Source organism: Haemophilus pittmaniae, from assembly GCF_900186995.1.
Classification (GTDB): Bacteria; Pseudomonadota; Gammaproteobacteria; order Enterobacterales; family Pasteurellaceae; genus Haemophilus_D; species Haemophilus_D pittmaniae.
On sequence record NZ_LT906463.1, the window covers coordinates 1,597,022 to 1,610,235 of the forward strand.

Here is a 13,214-nt window from a genome sequence, read left to right on the forward strand (position 1 = left end):
AGGTTTGAATTTTCATAAAAAAATAAGGGTATTTTTAAAGATTTTTTAGCAACCGTTTGCTTTTTTGCAAAAATTCCCCTAGATTTTTAAATCGTTACGCTTTTAAAGAGGAAATACCGTGGAACCGTTAAATGATCTACGTGCAGAAATCGATGCAACCGATCGCGAGTTGTTGCAATTATTAGCCAAACGTTTGGAGTTAGTGGCGCAAGTGGGAGATGTGAAGCATCGCCACGGCTTACCCGTCTATGTGCCAGAACGGGAAAGTCAAATGCTTGCAGCGCGTCGCTTGGAAGCCGAAAAAATGGGAATTTCAGGTGATTTGATTGAGGATATTTTGCGTCGCATTATGCGTGAGTCTTATCACAGCGAAAATCAGTTTGGTTTTAAAACCGTCAATCCTCACATCAAAAAAATCGTGATTGTCGGTGGTTACGGCAAAATGGGGCAGTTGTTTGCCCGCTATTTACGAGCTTCCGGCTATCCGATTTCTATTCTGGATCGGGAGGATTGGGATGTAGCGGAAGCTATTCTGACGAATGCTGATGTGGTGATAGTCTCGGTGCCGATAGCCAATACGTTAAAAACCATCGAACGGCTAAAATCTTATTTAACAAAAAATATGCTGTTGGCGGATCTCACCTCGGTGAAGCGTGAACCTCTAGCGAAAATGTTAGAAGTGCATCAGGGGCCGGTATTAGGCTTGCACCCAATGTTTGGGCCTGATATACCAAGTATGGCTAAACAGGTCGTAGTGCGTTGCGATGGACGCGATGCCGAACAATATCAATGGTTGTTAGCGCAAATTGAAATTTGGGGCGCCAAAATTTACCAAACCGATGCCGCAGAGCATGATCATAATATGACCTACGTGCAGGCTTTACGGCACTTCGCAACTTTCGCCAATGGTCTGCATCTTTCTAAGCAACCGGTCAATTTAGCGAATTTATTGGCGTTGTCTTCGCCGATTTATCGTTTGGAATTAGCCATGATCGGCCGTCTGTTTGCGCAAGATGCGGCACTATATGCGGATATCATTATGGATAAACCGGAAAACCTACAGGTGATCGAAAGCCTTAAACAAAGCTATGAAGAAGCCTTAGCATTTTTTGAGAAGGGCGATAAGGATGGTTTTATTAATGCCTTTGAAGAGGTGAGAGCGTGGTTTGGCGATTATTCCGAACAATTCCTTAAGGAAAGTCGTCAATTATTGCAGCAAGCCAATGATTTACGGCATTTTTAATCTATATCTAATAAAATCAATGGCTTACAGTTGTTTTTAGTAAAAACTCTGAAAATCAATAGGGCGTTTCACACGCCCTTTTTTATTTCCGCTGTTATGCTTGCCCTGTGATAATCTCATAACAAGGTTCATAGGCTTTGCCCGTCGGTAATTTCATGCGATGCTGGGCGATGAAATCGGTAAGGACAGCATCCATTTTGGCGAGTAATATCGGATCACCATGTAATTTAAATTTGCCAGCTTGGGCAATTGCATCCTGTGCCTGCGGTTTAATGTTTCCCGCGACAATACCGGAAAATGCTTGGCGTAAATTGGCGGTTAAATCCATCAGAGATTGATTGAAGGTGAGATTCAGTGCGGCCATATTTTCATGGCTTGGTTCAAAAGGCTGTTGCAAGCGTGGATCAATTTTAAGCGACCAGTTAAACCCATAAGAATCTCCCGATTGACGGCGTTGGGTTTTGACATTCTCCATAGCTTTGCGCATATGGCGCGCTACGCTCACCGGATCATCAATCACTATTTGATATAGTTTTTGCACTTCTTCGCCCAATACTTCACCAATAAAGCGATCGATGGTGGCGAAGTAGTCTGAGCTTTCTTTTGGGCCGGTTAAAATAATCGGCAAATGCTGTGCTTGGTTTTCCGGGTTGAGTTTCGCTCCCAATACGTATAACAATTCTTCAAAGGTTCCCGGCCCTCCCGGAAAAATCAAAATACCGTGCCCCATGCGCACAAAGGCTTCTAAACGCTTTTCAATATCCGGCATGATGATCAGTTCATTAACGATCGGATTTGGTGGTTCGGAGGCGATGATTGAAGGTTCGGTAATGCCGATAAAGCGGCTTTGTTTATAGCGTTGGTTGGCATGCCCAATAGCAGCGCCTTTCATTGGTGCTTCCATCACACCGGTACCGCAACCGGTGATAATGTTCATTTCGCGTAATCCTAATTCTAAACCGACTTGTCTGCAGTAACGATATTCCACTTCATTAATGGAATGGCCTCCCCAACATACCACCAAATTTGGCGATTCGCCGACAATCAACGCTTTCGCATTACGTAAAATGGAAAACACCAAATTGGTGATGCCTTTGCCATCGAGTTTGGCGGTGTCGTGGTTGAGCACATTGACAAATAAAATATCGCGTAGTACGGCAAACAAGTGATATTGAATATTCAGCATCATTTTGTCATCTACAAAGGCGCTTTCCGGTGGATTGTGCAATTCTAGCGATACTCCGCGTTCTTTGGTGACCAGATAAATATCGAAGTCTGAATAGCGGGCTAGCAGGGTGCGGCTGTCATCGCTGATCGCACCGGAATTGAGCACCGCCAGTGAACAGTTACGATACAGGGCATAGAGTGATGACTGGGCTTTTTTGGCCAGTTGTTCCATTTCAATATGGGACAATTGATCCATGCTGCCTTTGGGATTAACTAAATGAATGTTTGACATAAAAATCCTTATTGTCGGGCAAGGCGTAAATTTTGCGGAATTTCCTCAAAGTTGGAACGGAATGGATTGATATCCAATCCACCACGGCGCGTATAACGCGCATAGACGGTGAGTTTTTCTGGTTTGGCGTAATGCATCAAATCACAGAAAATACGCTCCACACACTGCTCGTGAAACTCATTATGTTGACGGAAAGACACAATGTAGCGGAGAAGTTTTTCGCGATCGATTTGTTTACCCACATAATGAATTTGCACGGTTCCCCAATCGGGCTGGCTAGTGATAAGACAATTGGATTTCAATAAATGGCTCACTAAGGATTCTTCTACCATATTATCGGACGTACAATTTTGCAAAATATCCGCATTAAATTCGTAGCTGTGGATTTCGATATCCTGTTCGTCAATGCAATCGCCCGTTAACGTATCGATGGCTTGTTCTTGATAATTGGATAATGGATTTAAACGCACTTTGACCTCGCCTTTAGCACAAGCACTTAGATCTTCACGCATAGTGCGTTCTACGCTAGCAAAATCAGCAAATTTGCTTTGGTTAAAGCTGTTTAAATAGAGTTTAAAGCTTTTTGATTCAATTAAATTTTCACTGCGATAATCAATTTCCACATCGGCAATAGCCACTTGTGGCAACCCTTTTGGGTTTAACCAAGAAATTTCATAGGCTGTCCAAATATCCGCCCCTTGGGTAAATGGCTGTTGTTCGGTTATACCTAAGCCATCACGATTGAGTTTACGAGGCACTGGTTGTAACAAAGTACGGTCATAATTCGCAGCATATTCTGTTGCTTGACCGAGTTTTAAGGATTGAAGGCTTTTATCTTGATAGTTCATTTGTTTTCCTAAATGACGAAAGCGTTATAAAAAATTCCACGACAGATTCGATACTAATCGACATTGGTCGCATTTAAAGTAAATTACATCAAATAGTGGCACGTCTAATGCCCAATCGCCACCACAATACGGGCAGCAGCGTTGTTGTTCCGATTTTAAAGAATGGCCACCGACACGGTATAAATAATAATAGGTCGGTATGCTGCTTTCCTTTTCGATTTCAGCAGCAAGGTAGCGTCCATGTTTGCTGAGCGTGCTATTAACCTCGGAGATTTCGCTTAATGATTCTTTTTCTAAAGCCGAACCATTCATTTGCAACTGATCACAAGCCTGCCAATTTTCCTGCCATTTAATCAAATCTTGGCTTAAGTGCGGTTGATTTTTTAGCTGTTTATAAAGTGGGATTGGGGAAAAATCTTCTCCACTATGCAATGGCGAGCAAGATTGTAAATGCGTGGTGTAGAGCATCTGCCATGCAGGTCGGCTACATTCAGCTGTACTGTCAGCATTTAAATCATCGGCAATAATTTGAAAACCTTGAAAATTTAGACCGCACTTTTCAGCATTTTCCATCGCCAGATTCACAGTTTGGTTATTATTCTCGGGTAAAAGGCTATCTTGCTCAGGGCAAATAACGCGCATTGCAAAACCTTGTTCGCCATCTTCTTCCGTTAAATAAAGCGGAATTTCACGGCCGATAATTTGCCCGTTATAACGCCATTGGTCGATGATTGCATTGAGCAAACGGCTTTGTTGGCCAATGTCGTTTTCTAAGGCGGTCAATTTAAAAAAAGGTTCGATCAGATACATAATTACAGATTGTGCAAGATTTCTTCAATTTGTTTTAAACCGTTTAAGCGGGTTTCACTTAAGCGAGAGGCAATACCGAGATCATCAAAAAATTGACGGATATTAAATTGTTGTAGTTGATTATTGGTTTGTCCATTGATGTTTTGTAGCAACAACCATAATAAACCATTCATAATGCGCGCTTCGCTGTAAGCTTCAAATTGAAACGTGCCGTCATTTTGTGGAATGGTCTTAAACCAAAGCCCTGCTTCGCAGCCTTGAATTGATCGCATTTGAGTTAATTCATCTGGAGAGGGGGAAGAGAGATGCTTACCAGCTTGAATAATAAAACGGTAGCGATCTTCCCAATTTTTTGCCTGTTTAATGTTTTCTAGCATGTTAATAACTCTAAGGATTTATCTAGTGCAGCAAAAAAAGCGTCCACATCTTGTGGGCTGTTATAAGGCGCAAAAGAAAGTCGTAGTGTAGTGCGCTCACCAAGGCGGGCTAAATAAGGTTGTGCACAATGTTCACCAACGCGCAATGCAATTTTTTGTTCACTTAATAGGGTAGCAAGATCTGACGTCGCAATCCCATCAAAAACAAAACAGACTACAGAACTTGGTTGCGGTGAATTGAATAAACGACAATTCGGATAGTTTTTTAACCGCGCTTTACTTTGTTCAGCAAGCTCAACAGTATGAGCTTCAGCTGCCTGAATATCCCATTTTTTGAGCCAATTTAGCACCGCCCCAAAACCAATCACGCCCGCAATATTCGGTGTACCAGCCTCTAGTCGATAAGGCAAATTGGCAAAGGTAATACATTCATGGGATACGCGCTCAATCATTTTTCCACCGTAAAAAAGTGGTTGTAGCAGGGAAAGCGAGCTCAATTTTCCGCTTAATATGCCAATGCCATTTGGCCCATAAATTTTGTGTGCAGAAAAGGCGATAAAATCCGCATCTAATGCCTGCAAATCAATCTGTATATGACTAATAGCCTGAGCGGCATCCACTAAAACGAGCGCATTACTATGTTGGCGGATTAGTCGAATTAAATGCTGGATATGTTGTTCCGTTCCCGTTACGTTGGAAACAAAATTGAGTGCGACTAATTTGGTTTTCTCATTCAATGCTGCAATTAAGGCATTTTCATCAATTAACCAATTATCCAAAATAGGCAACACTTGAATTTTCGCCCCACATTTTTTCGCTGTTTCATGCCAAGTAACATAATTAGCATGATGATCTGCTTGACTAATTAAAATCTCATCATCCGCATGCAAAGAGGGGAGTAAACCATTGGCAACTAAATTAATGCTATGAGTCGTCCCAGAAGTCCAGATTACGGCTTTTTCATCTTCCGCATTAATTAAGGTTTTGACTAGGTGACGAGCATTTTCATATTGTGCTGTTTGTGCAGCTTCATATTGGCTACGGTGTACGGAGCCGGCCGATTGGTAGAATGCATTTGTTGCATCGATTAATGCCTGAGGCTTTAATGCTGTCGCTGCATTATCCAAATAAACCACGGCATTTGCTGTTTGAAAATAAGGGAATTCTCGTTTAAATGATAAGTAATCGAAAGCCATAGTTACTCTCCGTGTTTGCCTGCTTTGTTCTGTTTGCGCCATTCATAAGGGGCGATAGGGTTGGGATCTCGCCATAAACCGATTTTTTGTTGTTGGGCCAAATCCTGTGCTTGAAAGTAGATTTTGTTTTTAGCGTATTGCGGGTAAACCCAAGCCATGCCATGTTTTACCATCTCTAAATTGATATTCTGTTCTTGAAAATAAACGGTAACCAGAATTCGCTGATAACGATCATAGCCAGAAACTGACAACGTCACATTTCTTTTATATATAAGCCGAGAAAGGTATTGTTTAGCTTTATTACCAAAGGGTTGGCGTTTTTCCGGTGCATCAATTTCCTGCAAACGTACTTTTAATTGTTTTTTCGTAGGTAACAAGCAGGTAATTGTATCTCCATCACTGATACCTACGACCCAACAATCAATTTGCCGGAAGGCAAAAGCATCGGTGGTAAACATTAACAGGGCTAATAGGAAAAGATTTTTTTTAAGCATTTTTTGATCGGTTTCGGTTTTTTACCTAAAAAGGGTAGCCAAAGGGCTAAAAGAGCGTAAAATTATTTTGATTTTTTGCGAGAAAAGTTTAACAGGAAATTTATGTTACAAAAAATAATACAACTCATACGTTCCTTGGCGATTTTATACATTATGTTATTGCTCGGCAATTTGATTTCTAATTATATCCCTGCTGGGATTCCCGGCAGTATTTGGGGATTATTATTGCTGTTTTTTTGTCTTACAACCCGGTTGGTGCGATTGGAGTGGATTTATTTAGGTTCCAGTTTATTAATTCGCTTTATGGCGGTGTTGTTTGTTCCGGTTAGTGTGGGAATTATCAAATACTATGGGGTGCTGGTGGATGAAATGAAGGTGCTGCTTATCCCGAATGTGGTCAGTACTTGTCTTACCTTGGTATTTATTGGTGTACTTGCCAATTACTTGTTTCATACTCAATCCTTTGGCCATAAACGGAAAAAAGTATTGGCTAAACGCACTTCAAATAAATAGGGGCTAAGAATGCAGTATGCAATTTATCTTTATACCGCGTTAACGATTTTTGGTTTCTGGCTAGCTTTACAAATTTCTAAACGTTGGAAATCGGTTATTTTTAATACCTTTGTATTAACCGTTATTATTTTGGTACTTATTTTAGAGATTGGCGATATTCCATACGATGATTATATGACGGGGAATGCACCAATTAACAATTTGTTAGGTTTAAGTATTGTTGCGTTGGCATTGCCGCTGTATGAGCAATTACGGGAAATTGCAAAGCAATGGAAGATAATTCTTTCAGTAATTGCATTAGCTTCGCTTTTTTCGATGATAAGTGGGGCTGTGGTAGCGATTTTACTTGGCGCTTCACCGGAGATGGTAGCAACGGTATTACCAAAATCCATTACTACGCCAATTGCAATGGAGGTTTCTTCCCATTTAGGCGGTATTCCTGCGGTAACGGCGGTAGGGGTGGTGCTAGCCGGTTTACAAGGTTCTATGTTTGGTTATTTGATTTTGAAAAAATTGGGATTAAAACATCAGGAGGCTATTGGATTATCGGTGGGTTCGGTTTCCCACGCACTAGGCACAGTGAGTTGTATGGAAATCAATCCTAAGGCAGGGAGTTTCAGTTCGATTTCCCTTGTGCTTTGCGGTATTATGAGCTCCATCTTGGCTCCCTTAGTTTTTAAAATCATTTATCTATTGGTATGACAATTTTCCCTGCCGAATTTTGGACGGCTCGCTTTTTGGCCGATCCGCCCCGTGAAAAAGATCATCGTCCGCCATTTCGCCGTGACCGCGGACGTATTTTACACTCTGCAGCCTTTCGTTGTTTGCAGGCTAAAACCCAAATTCATGCGGTCGGTGAAAATGATTTTTATCGCACCCGTTTGACCCATTCTCTTGAAGTCGCACAAATCGGTAGTAGTCTTGTTTCTCAATTAAAATTTGCCGATAGCGTTAATGCACTTTCAGATCAGCTACAAATTGAAAAAAGCGAATTACAAAAGCGTCTCAAGCCTTTATTGCCAAGCAATGACTTAATTGAAAGCTTATGTTTTGCCCATGATATTGGTCATCCGCCATTTGGTCATGGAGGGGAAGTCGCGCTCAATTATATGATGCGCAATCAAGGCGGATTTGAAGGTAATGCGCAAACTTTTCGTATTCTAACCAAACTCGAGCCTTATACGGAAAATGCGGGCATGAATTTAACCCGCCGCACATTATTAGGCGTGGTTAAATATCCTTGCATCCTCGATGAAAGTTCACCGCAATATGGGCAGTTTTCAATGGATTCAGATATGCCTCCACGCCATATTAAATTACGCAATTGGAGACCGGGGAAAGGGCTCTTTCGTGATGATTTATCTATGTTCGATTGGCTATTAGCGCCACTTTCAGACGCAGATCGCTATTTATTTCGTAGTTGGCAAAAAGACCGTCTTTCACCGGAAGATTATCTGAAAAGCCGTTTTAAATCTTTAGATTGTTCAATTATGGAATTGGCGGATGATATTGCTTATGCGGTACATGATTTAGAAGATGCTATCGTGACCGGTATGGTGCATGTTCAACAATGGCAGGAAGGTTTAAATACATTATTGTCGCTCAATGTTCCTTGGTTTAATGAAAATGCAGTTGCGCTTAGTGAAAAATTATTTTCACCACGTCATTTTGAACGTAAAAATGCGATTGGTGCATTGGTTAATTTCTTTATTACGCATGTGCGTTGGCGTGAAACAGGGGATTTTACAGAGCCTTTGTTACGTTATAACGCAGAATTACCAAATGATGTGATTGCGGCATTAAATGTCTTCAAACAATTCGTGTATCAATATGTTATTTGCCATGTGGAAACCCAGCGAATTGAATATAAAGGACAACGTATTTTAACGGAAATGTTCCAGATTTTTGAATCCGATCCAGAGCGTTTGTTACCGAGCAATACGGCAAATCGTTGGAAAAGTGCACCGGATGCCGGCAAAAAACGGATCATTTGCGATTATATCGCGGGAATGTCCGATGCTTATGCATTGCGGGTTTATCATCAACTTAGCTAATTTCATCAAGGAAAAAGACCGCATTTTTTAGCCAAAACGGGTAGAATAAGCGGTCTTTTATTTTTTCCCATTATTGTTAGGAACTTATCGTGGCTTTAATCAGTTTAACCAATGCCTATTTATCCTTTAGTGACCATCCGTTGCTTGATCATGCAGACCTACATATTGAGCCAAATGAACGCGTGTGTTTAGTGGGGCGTAACGGTGCAGGTAAATCGACTTTATTAAAAATTATTGCACAGCAAGTCACCATGGATGACGGCAAAGTGCAGTATGAAAAAGATTTAGTGGTTTCCCGTTTAGAACAAGATCCGCCACGTCACGCCGAAGGCAATGTTTTCGATTATGTAGCGGAAGGGATTGAGCATTTAGCAGATTTGTTAAAGGAATATCATCATATTTCGCAAGAGTTGACACAAAATTACAACGAGCAAATTCTTAATCAACTAGCACATGTTCAGGCCAAATTAGAACACGCCAACGGTTGGCAATTTGAAAATAAAATTAATGAAGTACTCCAAAAACTAGAATTAAATCCTGATACCAAATTAGCGGATTTATCTGGCGGTTGGTTGCGTAAAGCGGCCCTTGCACGAGCTTTGGTGTGTAATCCAGATGTGTTGTTATTGGACGAACCAACTAACCACTTGGATGTGGATGCAATCGAATGGTTAGAAAACTTCTTATTAGAATTTAGCGGAAGTATAGTGTTTATTTCCCACGACCGTTCTTTTATCCGCAAAATGGCGACCCGTATTGTCGATTTGGATCGTGGTAAATTAGTGTCTTATCCTGGCGATTATGATTTATATCTCACGACGAAAGAAGAAAACTTACGTGTCGAAGCATTACAGAACGATCTTTTCGATAAGCGTTTAGCGCAAGAAGAAGTATGGATTCGTCAAGGTATTAAAGCACGTCGTACGCGTAATGAAGGCCGTGTGCGAGCTTTAAAAGCGATGCGTGAAGAACGTCGCCAACGTCGTGAAGTGATGGGTACAGCTAAGCTGCAATTAGATAATTCCAGTCGTTCCGGCAAAATTGTGTTTGAAATGGAAGATGTGAGTTATGAGATTGAAGGCAAACAGCTACTTAAAGATTTCAGCACGACCATTTTACGTGGCGATAAAATTGCTTTAGTGGGGCCAAATGGTTGCGGAAAAACTACCTTTATTAAACTTTTATTAGGTGAAATCAAGCCAACTAGCGGGCGCATTCATTGTGGTACTAAATTAGATATTGCCTATTTTGACCAATACCGGGCAGATCTTGATCCGGAAAAAACGGTGATGGACAACGTTGCTGATGGCAAGCAGGACATTGAAGTCAATGGGGTAAAACGCCACGTGTTAGGTTATTTACAGGATTTCTTATTTCCACCGAAACGAGCCATGACACCGGTTAAAGCGCTCTCCGGAGGGGAACGTAACCGCTTGTTATTGGCAAAATTATTACTAAAACCGAATAATTTACTGATTCTCGATGAACCGACCAATGATTTGGATGTAGAAACCTTAGAATTATTGGAAGAAATCCTCACCGATTATCAAGGCACATTGTTGATTGTTAGCCATGATCGTCAGTTTATTGATAACGTAGCGACTGAGTGTTATTTCTTTGAAGGTGATGGCGTATTGAATAAATACGTGGGTGGTTTCTTTGATGCGAAAGGGCAGCAAGCTAATTATTTTGCGATAAAAGCAGAGCAAGAGGCTCAAAAAGTTAAAAAAGACGCACCCAAAGTACAGGAAGCTACCATGAAAAATGAAGTAGCTTCCCAGAAACCAAAATCCGTGAAGCTTTCTTATAAAGAACAACGTGAGTTAGAGCAGTTGCCACAATTATTGGAAGAATTAGAAGATAAAATTACGGCACTGCAAGCGGAGATTGGTGATCCTAACTTTTTCCAACAAGCCCACGACATCACCGATGCTAAGTTAAAAGCATTGGCTGATAGCGAGGCGGAATTAGAAAGTGCGTTTGCCCGTTGGGAAGAATTGGAAGAAAAACAAAATCAAGCTCAGGCAAAATAGCCAGAACCGAGTTTTAAGATTAACTCTAATAAAATCAATGAGTTAGATGCTTATTTTGGAAAAACTCTAAAAACGGAAGGGGCGTTTGGCTGATAAAAGGAGAAAATAACATGGAAATTAATGAACACTTAAGCCTAATTCAAATGAATGAAATTCCGGTTGTTGTAATGAAACATACAACCGGAGAGGCAAAAATTGCTTTGCAGGGCGCACAGCTGCTCAGTTGGCAACCTGCCGGCGCGGCACAGGATGTGTTTTGGTTAAGTGAGATTGAACCCTTTAAGGCCGGACAAGCCATTCGTGGCGGTATACCGATTTGTTATCCTTGGTTTGGTCCGCGTTTCCAACCTTCGCACGGAACAGCGAGACTACGCTTGTGGCAATTAAGCGATTATCAAATTGATACGGATAAAGTGATGTTGGAATTTTCGTTATTTGATGAACAGGGTATTATCGAAGCTAAAGTACGCATGCGTTTTGCTGAAACTTGTCAAATTACCTTTACCCATTACGGACAAGACAGTGCACAAGCCGCTTTGCATAGCTATTTTCGAGTTGCGGATATTACCCATACCGAAGTACAAAATTTGCCTGAGCAATGTTTTAATCAATTGACCGGGCGGGTGCAAAATGTACCTTCTCCGCGGATAATTGATCGCGAAGTAGATTGTATTTATCACTTAGAGCAAGCCGATTCGCAAATTGTCGATCAGCGTTGGCAACGCAAGATTACAATTAGCCATCAGCAGGCCGGAGAAATCGTGTTATGGAATCCTTGGCAAAAGCCGACTAGTTCAATGAGTGAAGAGGGACATAAAAGCATGCTTTGTGTGGAAACCGCACGACTTTCCCGTCCTTTACAATTTGGTGATAGTATCGGCGTAGAGATTGCGTTTAACACATTTTAAACGTTGCAAGAGCGCGACAAATACTATAGAATCTGCCGCGTTTTTGTTCGCTTAAAAAGCATGAATTGAGTATTTGCCACTATGAGTGGTAAATTTTCGTAAAACAATTAGAGGAAAAAAATTATTAAAACCGTAAAAAAAGCACCGGCGAATAACCGCCCAAATCGCATTAATGATGAAATTCGCGTAAAAGAAGTTCGTTTGATTGACCAAGATGGTGAGCAAGCGGGTATTGTCTCAATTCAAGAGGCGTTACATATGGCTGAACAGGCCGAGCTTGATTTAGTGGAAATCAGTCCTAATGCCGAACCGCCGGTTTGCCGCATTATGAACTACGGTAAATTCCTCTACGAGAAAAGCAAAACCGCGAAAGAGCAGAAGAAAAAACAAAAAGTCGTGCAAGTGAAGGAAATTAAATTCCGCCCAGGTACTGACGAAGGCGACTACCAAGTGAAATTACGCAGCATCACCCGTTTCTTAGAAGACGGTGATAAAGTAAAAATTACGGTGCGTTTCCGTGGTCGTGAAATGGCTCACCAAGACATCGGTTTGGATGTGTTGGAGCGAGTGAAACAGGATACCGAAGAGTTGGCTGTTGTTGAATCCGCCCCGGGTAAACTGGAAGGTCGCCAAGCTATTATGGTGATTGCACCGAAGAAAAAATAATAAACAATAAAAAAAGCAACCTTCAGGTTGCTTTTTTTACGTTGTTTACTATGTATTTATTTTAGCTCTTTTAATGCCTCACAGCCTTCTTTTCTTCCCCATTCACAAGATTTTTGATAATAAAATTGCTTTTTTATAATGATTTTCGTCTTCATTAATTACGCCTAAATTATAAGACGCTACCGGGTGCTTATATTCAATTGCTTTTAAATACCACTCTTTTGCTTTAGCAACATTTTGTGGAACCTGATCACTTTCATAATAAATTAGCCCTGTCATTTTAGGGGCTGATTTTGCTTGGTTAATAGTGGAAGTGGATAAATTAACATAAGGTGCTTTAACTTTCATCGCATTAAATTTTTCATCAGCAAAGCTGCATTTTGTTTTGTTTATAGTGCCAATTGCGACTCCCGCACTTATAGAAATACCTGCACGAATAGGATCTGCTTGACTCGGTAGTGCAAATAATGCCCCCAAAGAAGCCACAATCATAAATTTAGTTTTCATAAACCATACTTTCTATAAAGAAGAATCATCGAAATTATATTGAAAAAAAACAAAGAACAAGTATAATCACAAAGTTTTTCTTTATAAATAAGAAAAACTAAAGCAA

The 13,214-nt window shown here is 40.9% G+C and carries 14 protein-coding genes; 7 read left to right on the forward strand and 7 right to left on the reverse strand.

Features of this window, described 5'->3' with window-relative positions; all coding sequences use genetic code 11:
* Positions 1 to 118: 118 nt before the first annotated feature.
* Positions 119 to 1,243 (forward strand): bifunctional chorismate mutase/prephenate dehydrogenase, encoded by a 1,125-nt coding sequence (gene tyrA / locus CKV74_RS07735; protein ID WP_007243373.1) that lies wholly within the window; start codon positions 119 to 121, stop codon positions 1,241 to 1,243.
* Positions 1,244 to 1,337: 94 nt separating this feature from the next.
* Here the strand turns inward: tyrA and ppnN are convergent, their stop codons facing one another.
* The 6 genes from ppnN to CKV74_RS07765 are packed head-to-tail and all read right to left on the reverse strand — an operon-like array spanning position 1,338 to position 6,427.
* Positions 1,338 to 2,702 (reverse strand): nucleotide 5'-monophosphate nucleosidase PpnN, encoded by a 1,365-nt coding sequence (gene ppnN / locus CKV74_RS07740; RefSeq protein WP_007243400.1) that lies wholly within the window; start codon positions 2,700 to 2,702, stop codon positions 1,338 to 1,340.
* An 8-nt stretch (positions 2,703 to 2,710) separates the two neighbouring features.
* Positions 2,711 to 3,550, reverse strand: coding sequence for an NADPH-dependent 7-cyano-7-deazaguanine reductase QueF (gene queF, locus CKV74_RS07745; protein ID WP_007243412.1), 840 nt, complete (start codon positions 3,548 to 3,550; stop codon positions 2,711 to 2,713).
* A 24-nt stretch (positions 3,551 to 3,574) separates the two neighbouring features.
* Positions 3,575 to 4,360: a Zn-ribbon-containing protein gene (locus tag CKV74_RS07750; RefSeq protein WP_007243418.1), complete on the reverse strand. Its 786-nt coding sequence runs from the start codon at positions 4,358 to 4,360 to the stop codon at positions 3,575 to 3,577.
* A gap of 2 nt (positions 4,361 to 4,362) precedes the next feature.
* Positions 4,363 to 4,737, reverse strand: a complete 375-nt coding sequence (locus CKV74_RS07755) for a SufE family protein (protein ID WP_007243406.1) — start codon at positions 4,735 to 4,737, stop codon at positions 4,363 to 4,365.
* Positions 4,731 to 5,933, reverse strand: coding sequence for a cysteine desulfurase (locus tag CKV74_RS07760; RefSeq protein WP_007243428.1), 1,203 nt, complete (start codon positions 5,931 to 5,933; stop codon positions 4,731 to 4,733). The genes CKV74_RS07755 and CKV74_RS07760 overlap by 7 nt, the downstream gene beginning before the upstream one ends.
* Before the next feature lie 2 nt (positions 5,934 to 5,935).
* The gene (locus CKV74_RS07765; RefSeq protein WP_007243380.1) at positions 5,936 to 6,427 is read right to left on the reverse strand and encodes a thermonuclease family protein; all 492 of its coding nucleotides are present in this window, start codon (positions 6,425 to 6,427) and stop codon (positions 5,936 to 5,938) included.
* A 102-nt stretch (positions 6,428 to 6,529) separates the two neighbouring features.
* Here CKV74_RS07765 and CKV74_RS07770 point away from each other — a divergent pair, with 102 nt between their 5' ends.
* The 6 genes from CKV74_RS07770 to infC all read left to right on the forward strand — a co-directional run bounded on the left by CKV74_RS07770 (position 6,530) and on the right by infC (position 12,601).
* The gene (locus tag CKV74_RS07770) at positions 6,530 to 6,940 is read left to right on the forward strand and encodes a CidA/LrgA family protein (RefSeq protein ID WP_095176971.1); all 411 of its coding nucleotides are present in this window, start codon (positions 6,530 to 6,532) and stop codon (positions 6,938 to 6,940) included.
* 9 nt (positions 6,941 to 6,949) lie between these two features.
* Positions 6,950 to 7,642, forward strand: coding sequence for a CidB/LrgB family autolysis modulator (locus CKV74_RS07775; protein ID WP_007243419.1), 693 nt, complete (start codon positions 6,950 to 6,952; stop codon positions 7,640 to 7,642).
* Positions 7,639 to 8,994 carry an anti-phage deoxyguanosine triphosphatase gene (locus CKV74_RS07780; protein ID WP_007243435.1) on the forward strand — a complete coding sequence of 452 codons (1,356 nt, stop codon included), beginning with the start codon at positions 7,639 to 7,641 and terminating at the stop codon, positions 8,992 to 8,994. The genes CKV74_RS07775 and CKV74_RS07780 overlap by 4 nt, the downstream gene beginning before the upstream one ends.
* An 89-nt stretch (positions 8,995 to 9,083) precedes the next feature.
* Entirely contained in the window at positions 9,084 to 11,027 is a 1,944-nt protein-coding gene (locus tag CKV74_RS07785) for an ABC transporter ATP-binding protein (RefSeq protein ID WP_095176972.1), read from the forward strand.
* A 110-nt stretch (positions 11,028 to 11,137) separates the two neighbouring features.
* Positions 11,138 to 11,935, forward strand: coding sequence for a D-hexose-6-phosphate mutarotase (locus CKV74_RS07790; protein ID WP_007243370.1), 798 nt, complete (start codon positions 11,138 to 11,140; stop codon positions 11,933 to 11,935).
* Between the two features lie 123 nt (positions 11,936 to 12,058).
* Entirely contained in the window at positions 12,059 to 12,601 is a 543-nt protein-coding gene (infC, locus tag CKV74_RS07795; RefSeq protein ID WP_095176973.1) for a translation initiation factor IF-3, read from the forward strand.
* A 102-nt stretch (positions 12,602 to 12,703) separates the two neighbouring features.
* Here infC and CKV74_RS07800 read toward each other — a convergent pair whose 3' ends face one another.
* Complete coding sequence (locus tag CKV74_RS07800) at positions 12,704 to 13,108, reverse strand: sel1 repeat family protein (RefSeq protein ID WP_007243430.1); 405 nt, start codon at positions 13,106 to 13,108, stop codon at positions 12,704 to 12,706.
* Between the last annotated feature and the right edge of the window lie 106 nt (positions 13,109 to 13,214).

Coding starts and splice junctions, on each gene's coding strand:
- CKV74_RS07800 (WP_007243430.1), bottom strand. CDS start 13,108: ATGAAAACTAAATTTATGATTGTGGCTTCTTTGGGGGCATTATTTGCA.
- CKV74_RS07765 (WP_007243380.1), bottom strand. CDS start 6,427: ATGCTTAAAAAAAATCTTTTCCTATTAGCCCTGTTAATGTTTACCACC.
- CKV74_RS07790 (WP_007243370.1), top strand. CDS start 11,138: ATGGAAATTAATGAACACTTAAGCCTAATTCAAATGAATGAAATTCCG.
- CKV74_RS07780 (WP_007243435.1), top strand. CDS start 7,639: ATGACAATTTTCCCTGCCGAATTTTGGACGGCTCGCTTTTTGGCCGAT.
- ppnN (WP_007243400.1), bottom strand. CDS start 2,702: ATGTCAAACATTCATTTAGTTAATCCCAAAGGCAGCATGGATCAATTG.
- CKV74_RS07760 (WP_007243428.1), bottom strand. CDS start 5,933: ATGGCTTTCGATTACTTATCATTTAAACGAGAATTCCCTTATTTTCAA.
- CKV74_RS07775 (WP_007243419.1), top strand. CDS start 6,950: ATGCAGTATGCAATTTATCTTTATACCGCGTTAACGATTTTTGGTTTC.
- CKV74_RS07770 (WP_095176971.1), top strand. CDS start 6,530: ATGTTACAAAAAATAATACAACTCATACGTTCCTTGGCGATTTTATAC.
- CKV74_RS07750 (WP_007243418.1), bottom strand. CDS start 4,360: ATGTATCTGATCGAACCTTTTTTTAAATTGACCGCCTTAGAAAACGAC.
- CKV74_RS07755 (WP_007243406.1), bottom strand. CDS start 4,737: ATGCTAGAAAACATTAAACAGGCAAAAAATTGGGAAGATCGCTACCGT.
- queF (WP_007243412.1), bottom strand. CDS start 3,550: ATGAACTATCAAGATAAAAGCCTTCAATCCTTAAAACTCGGTCAAGCA.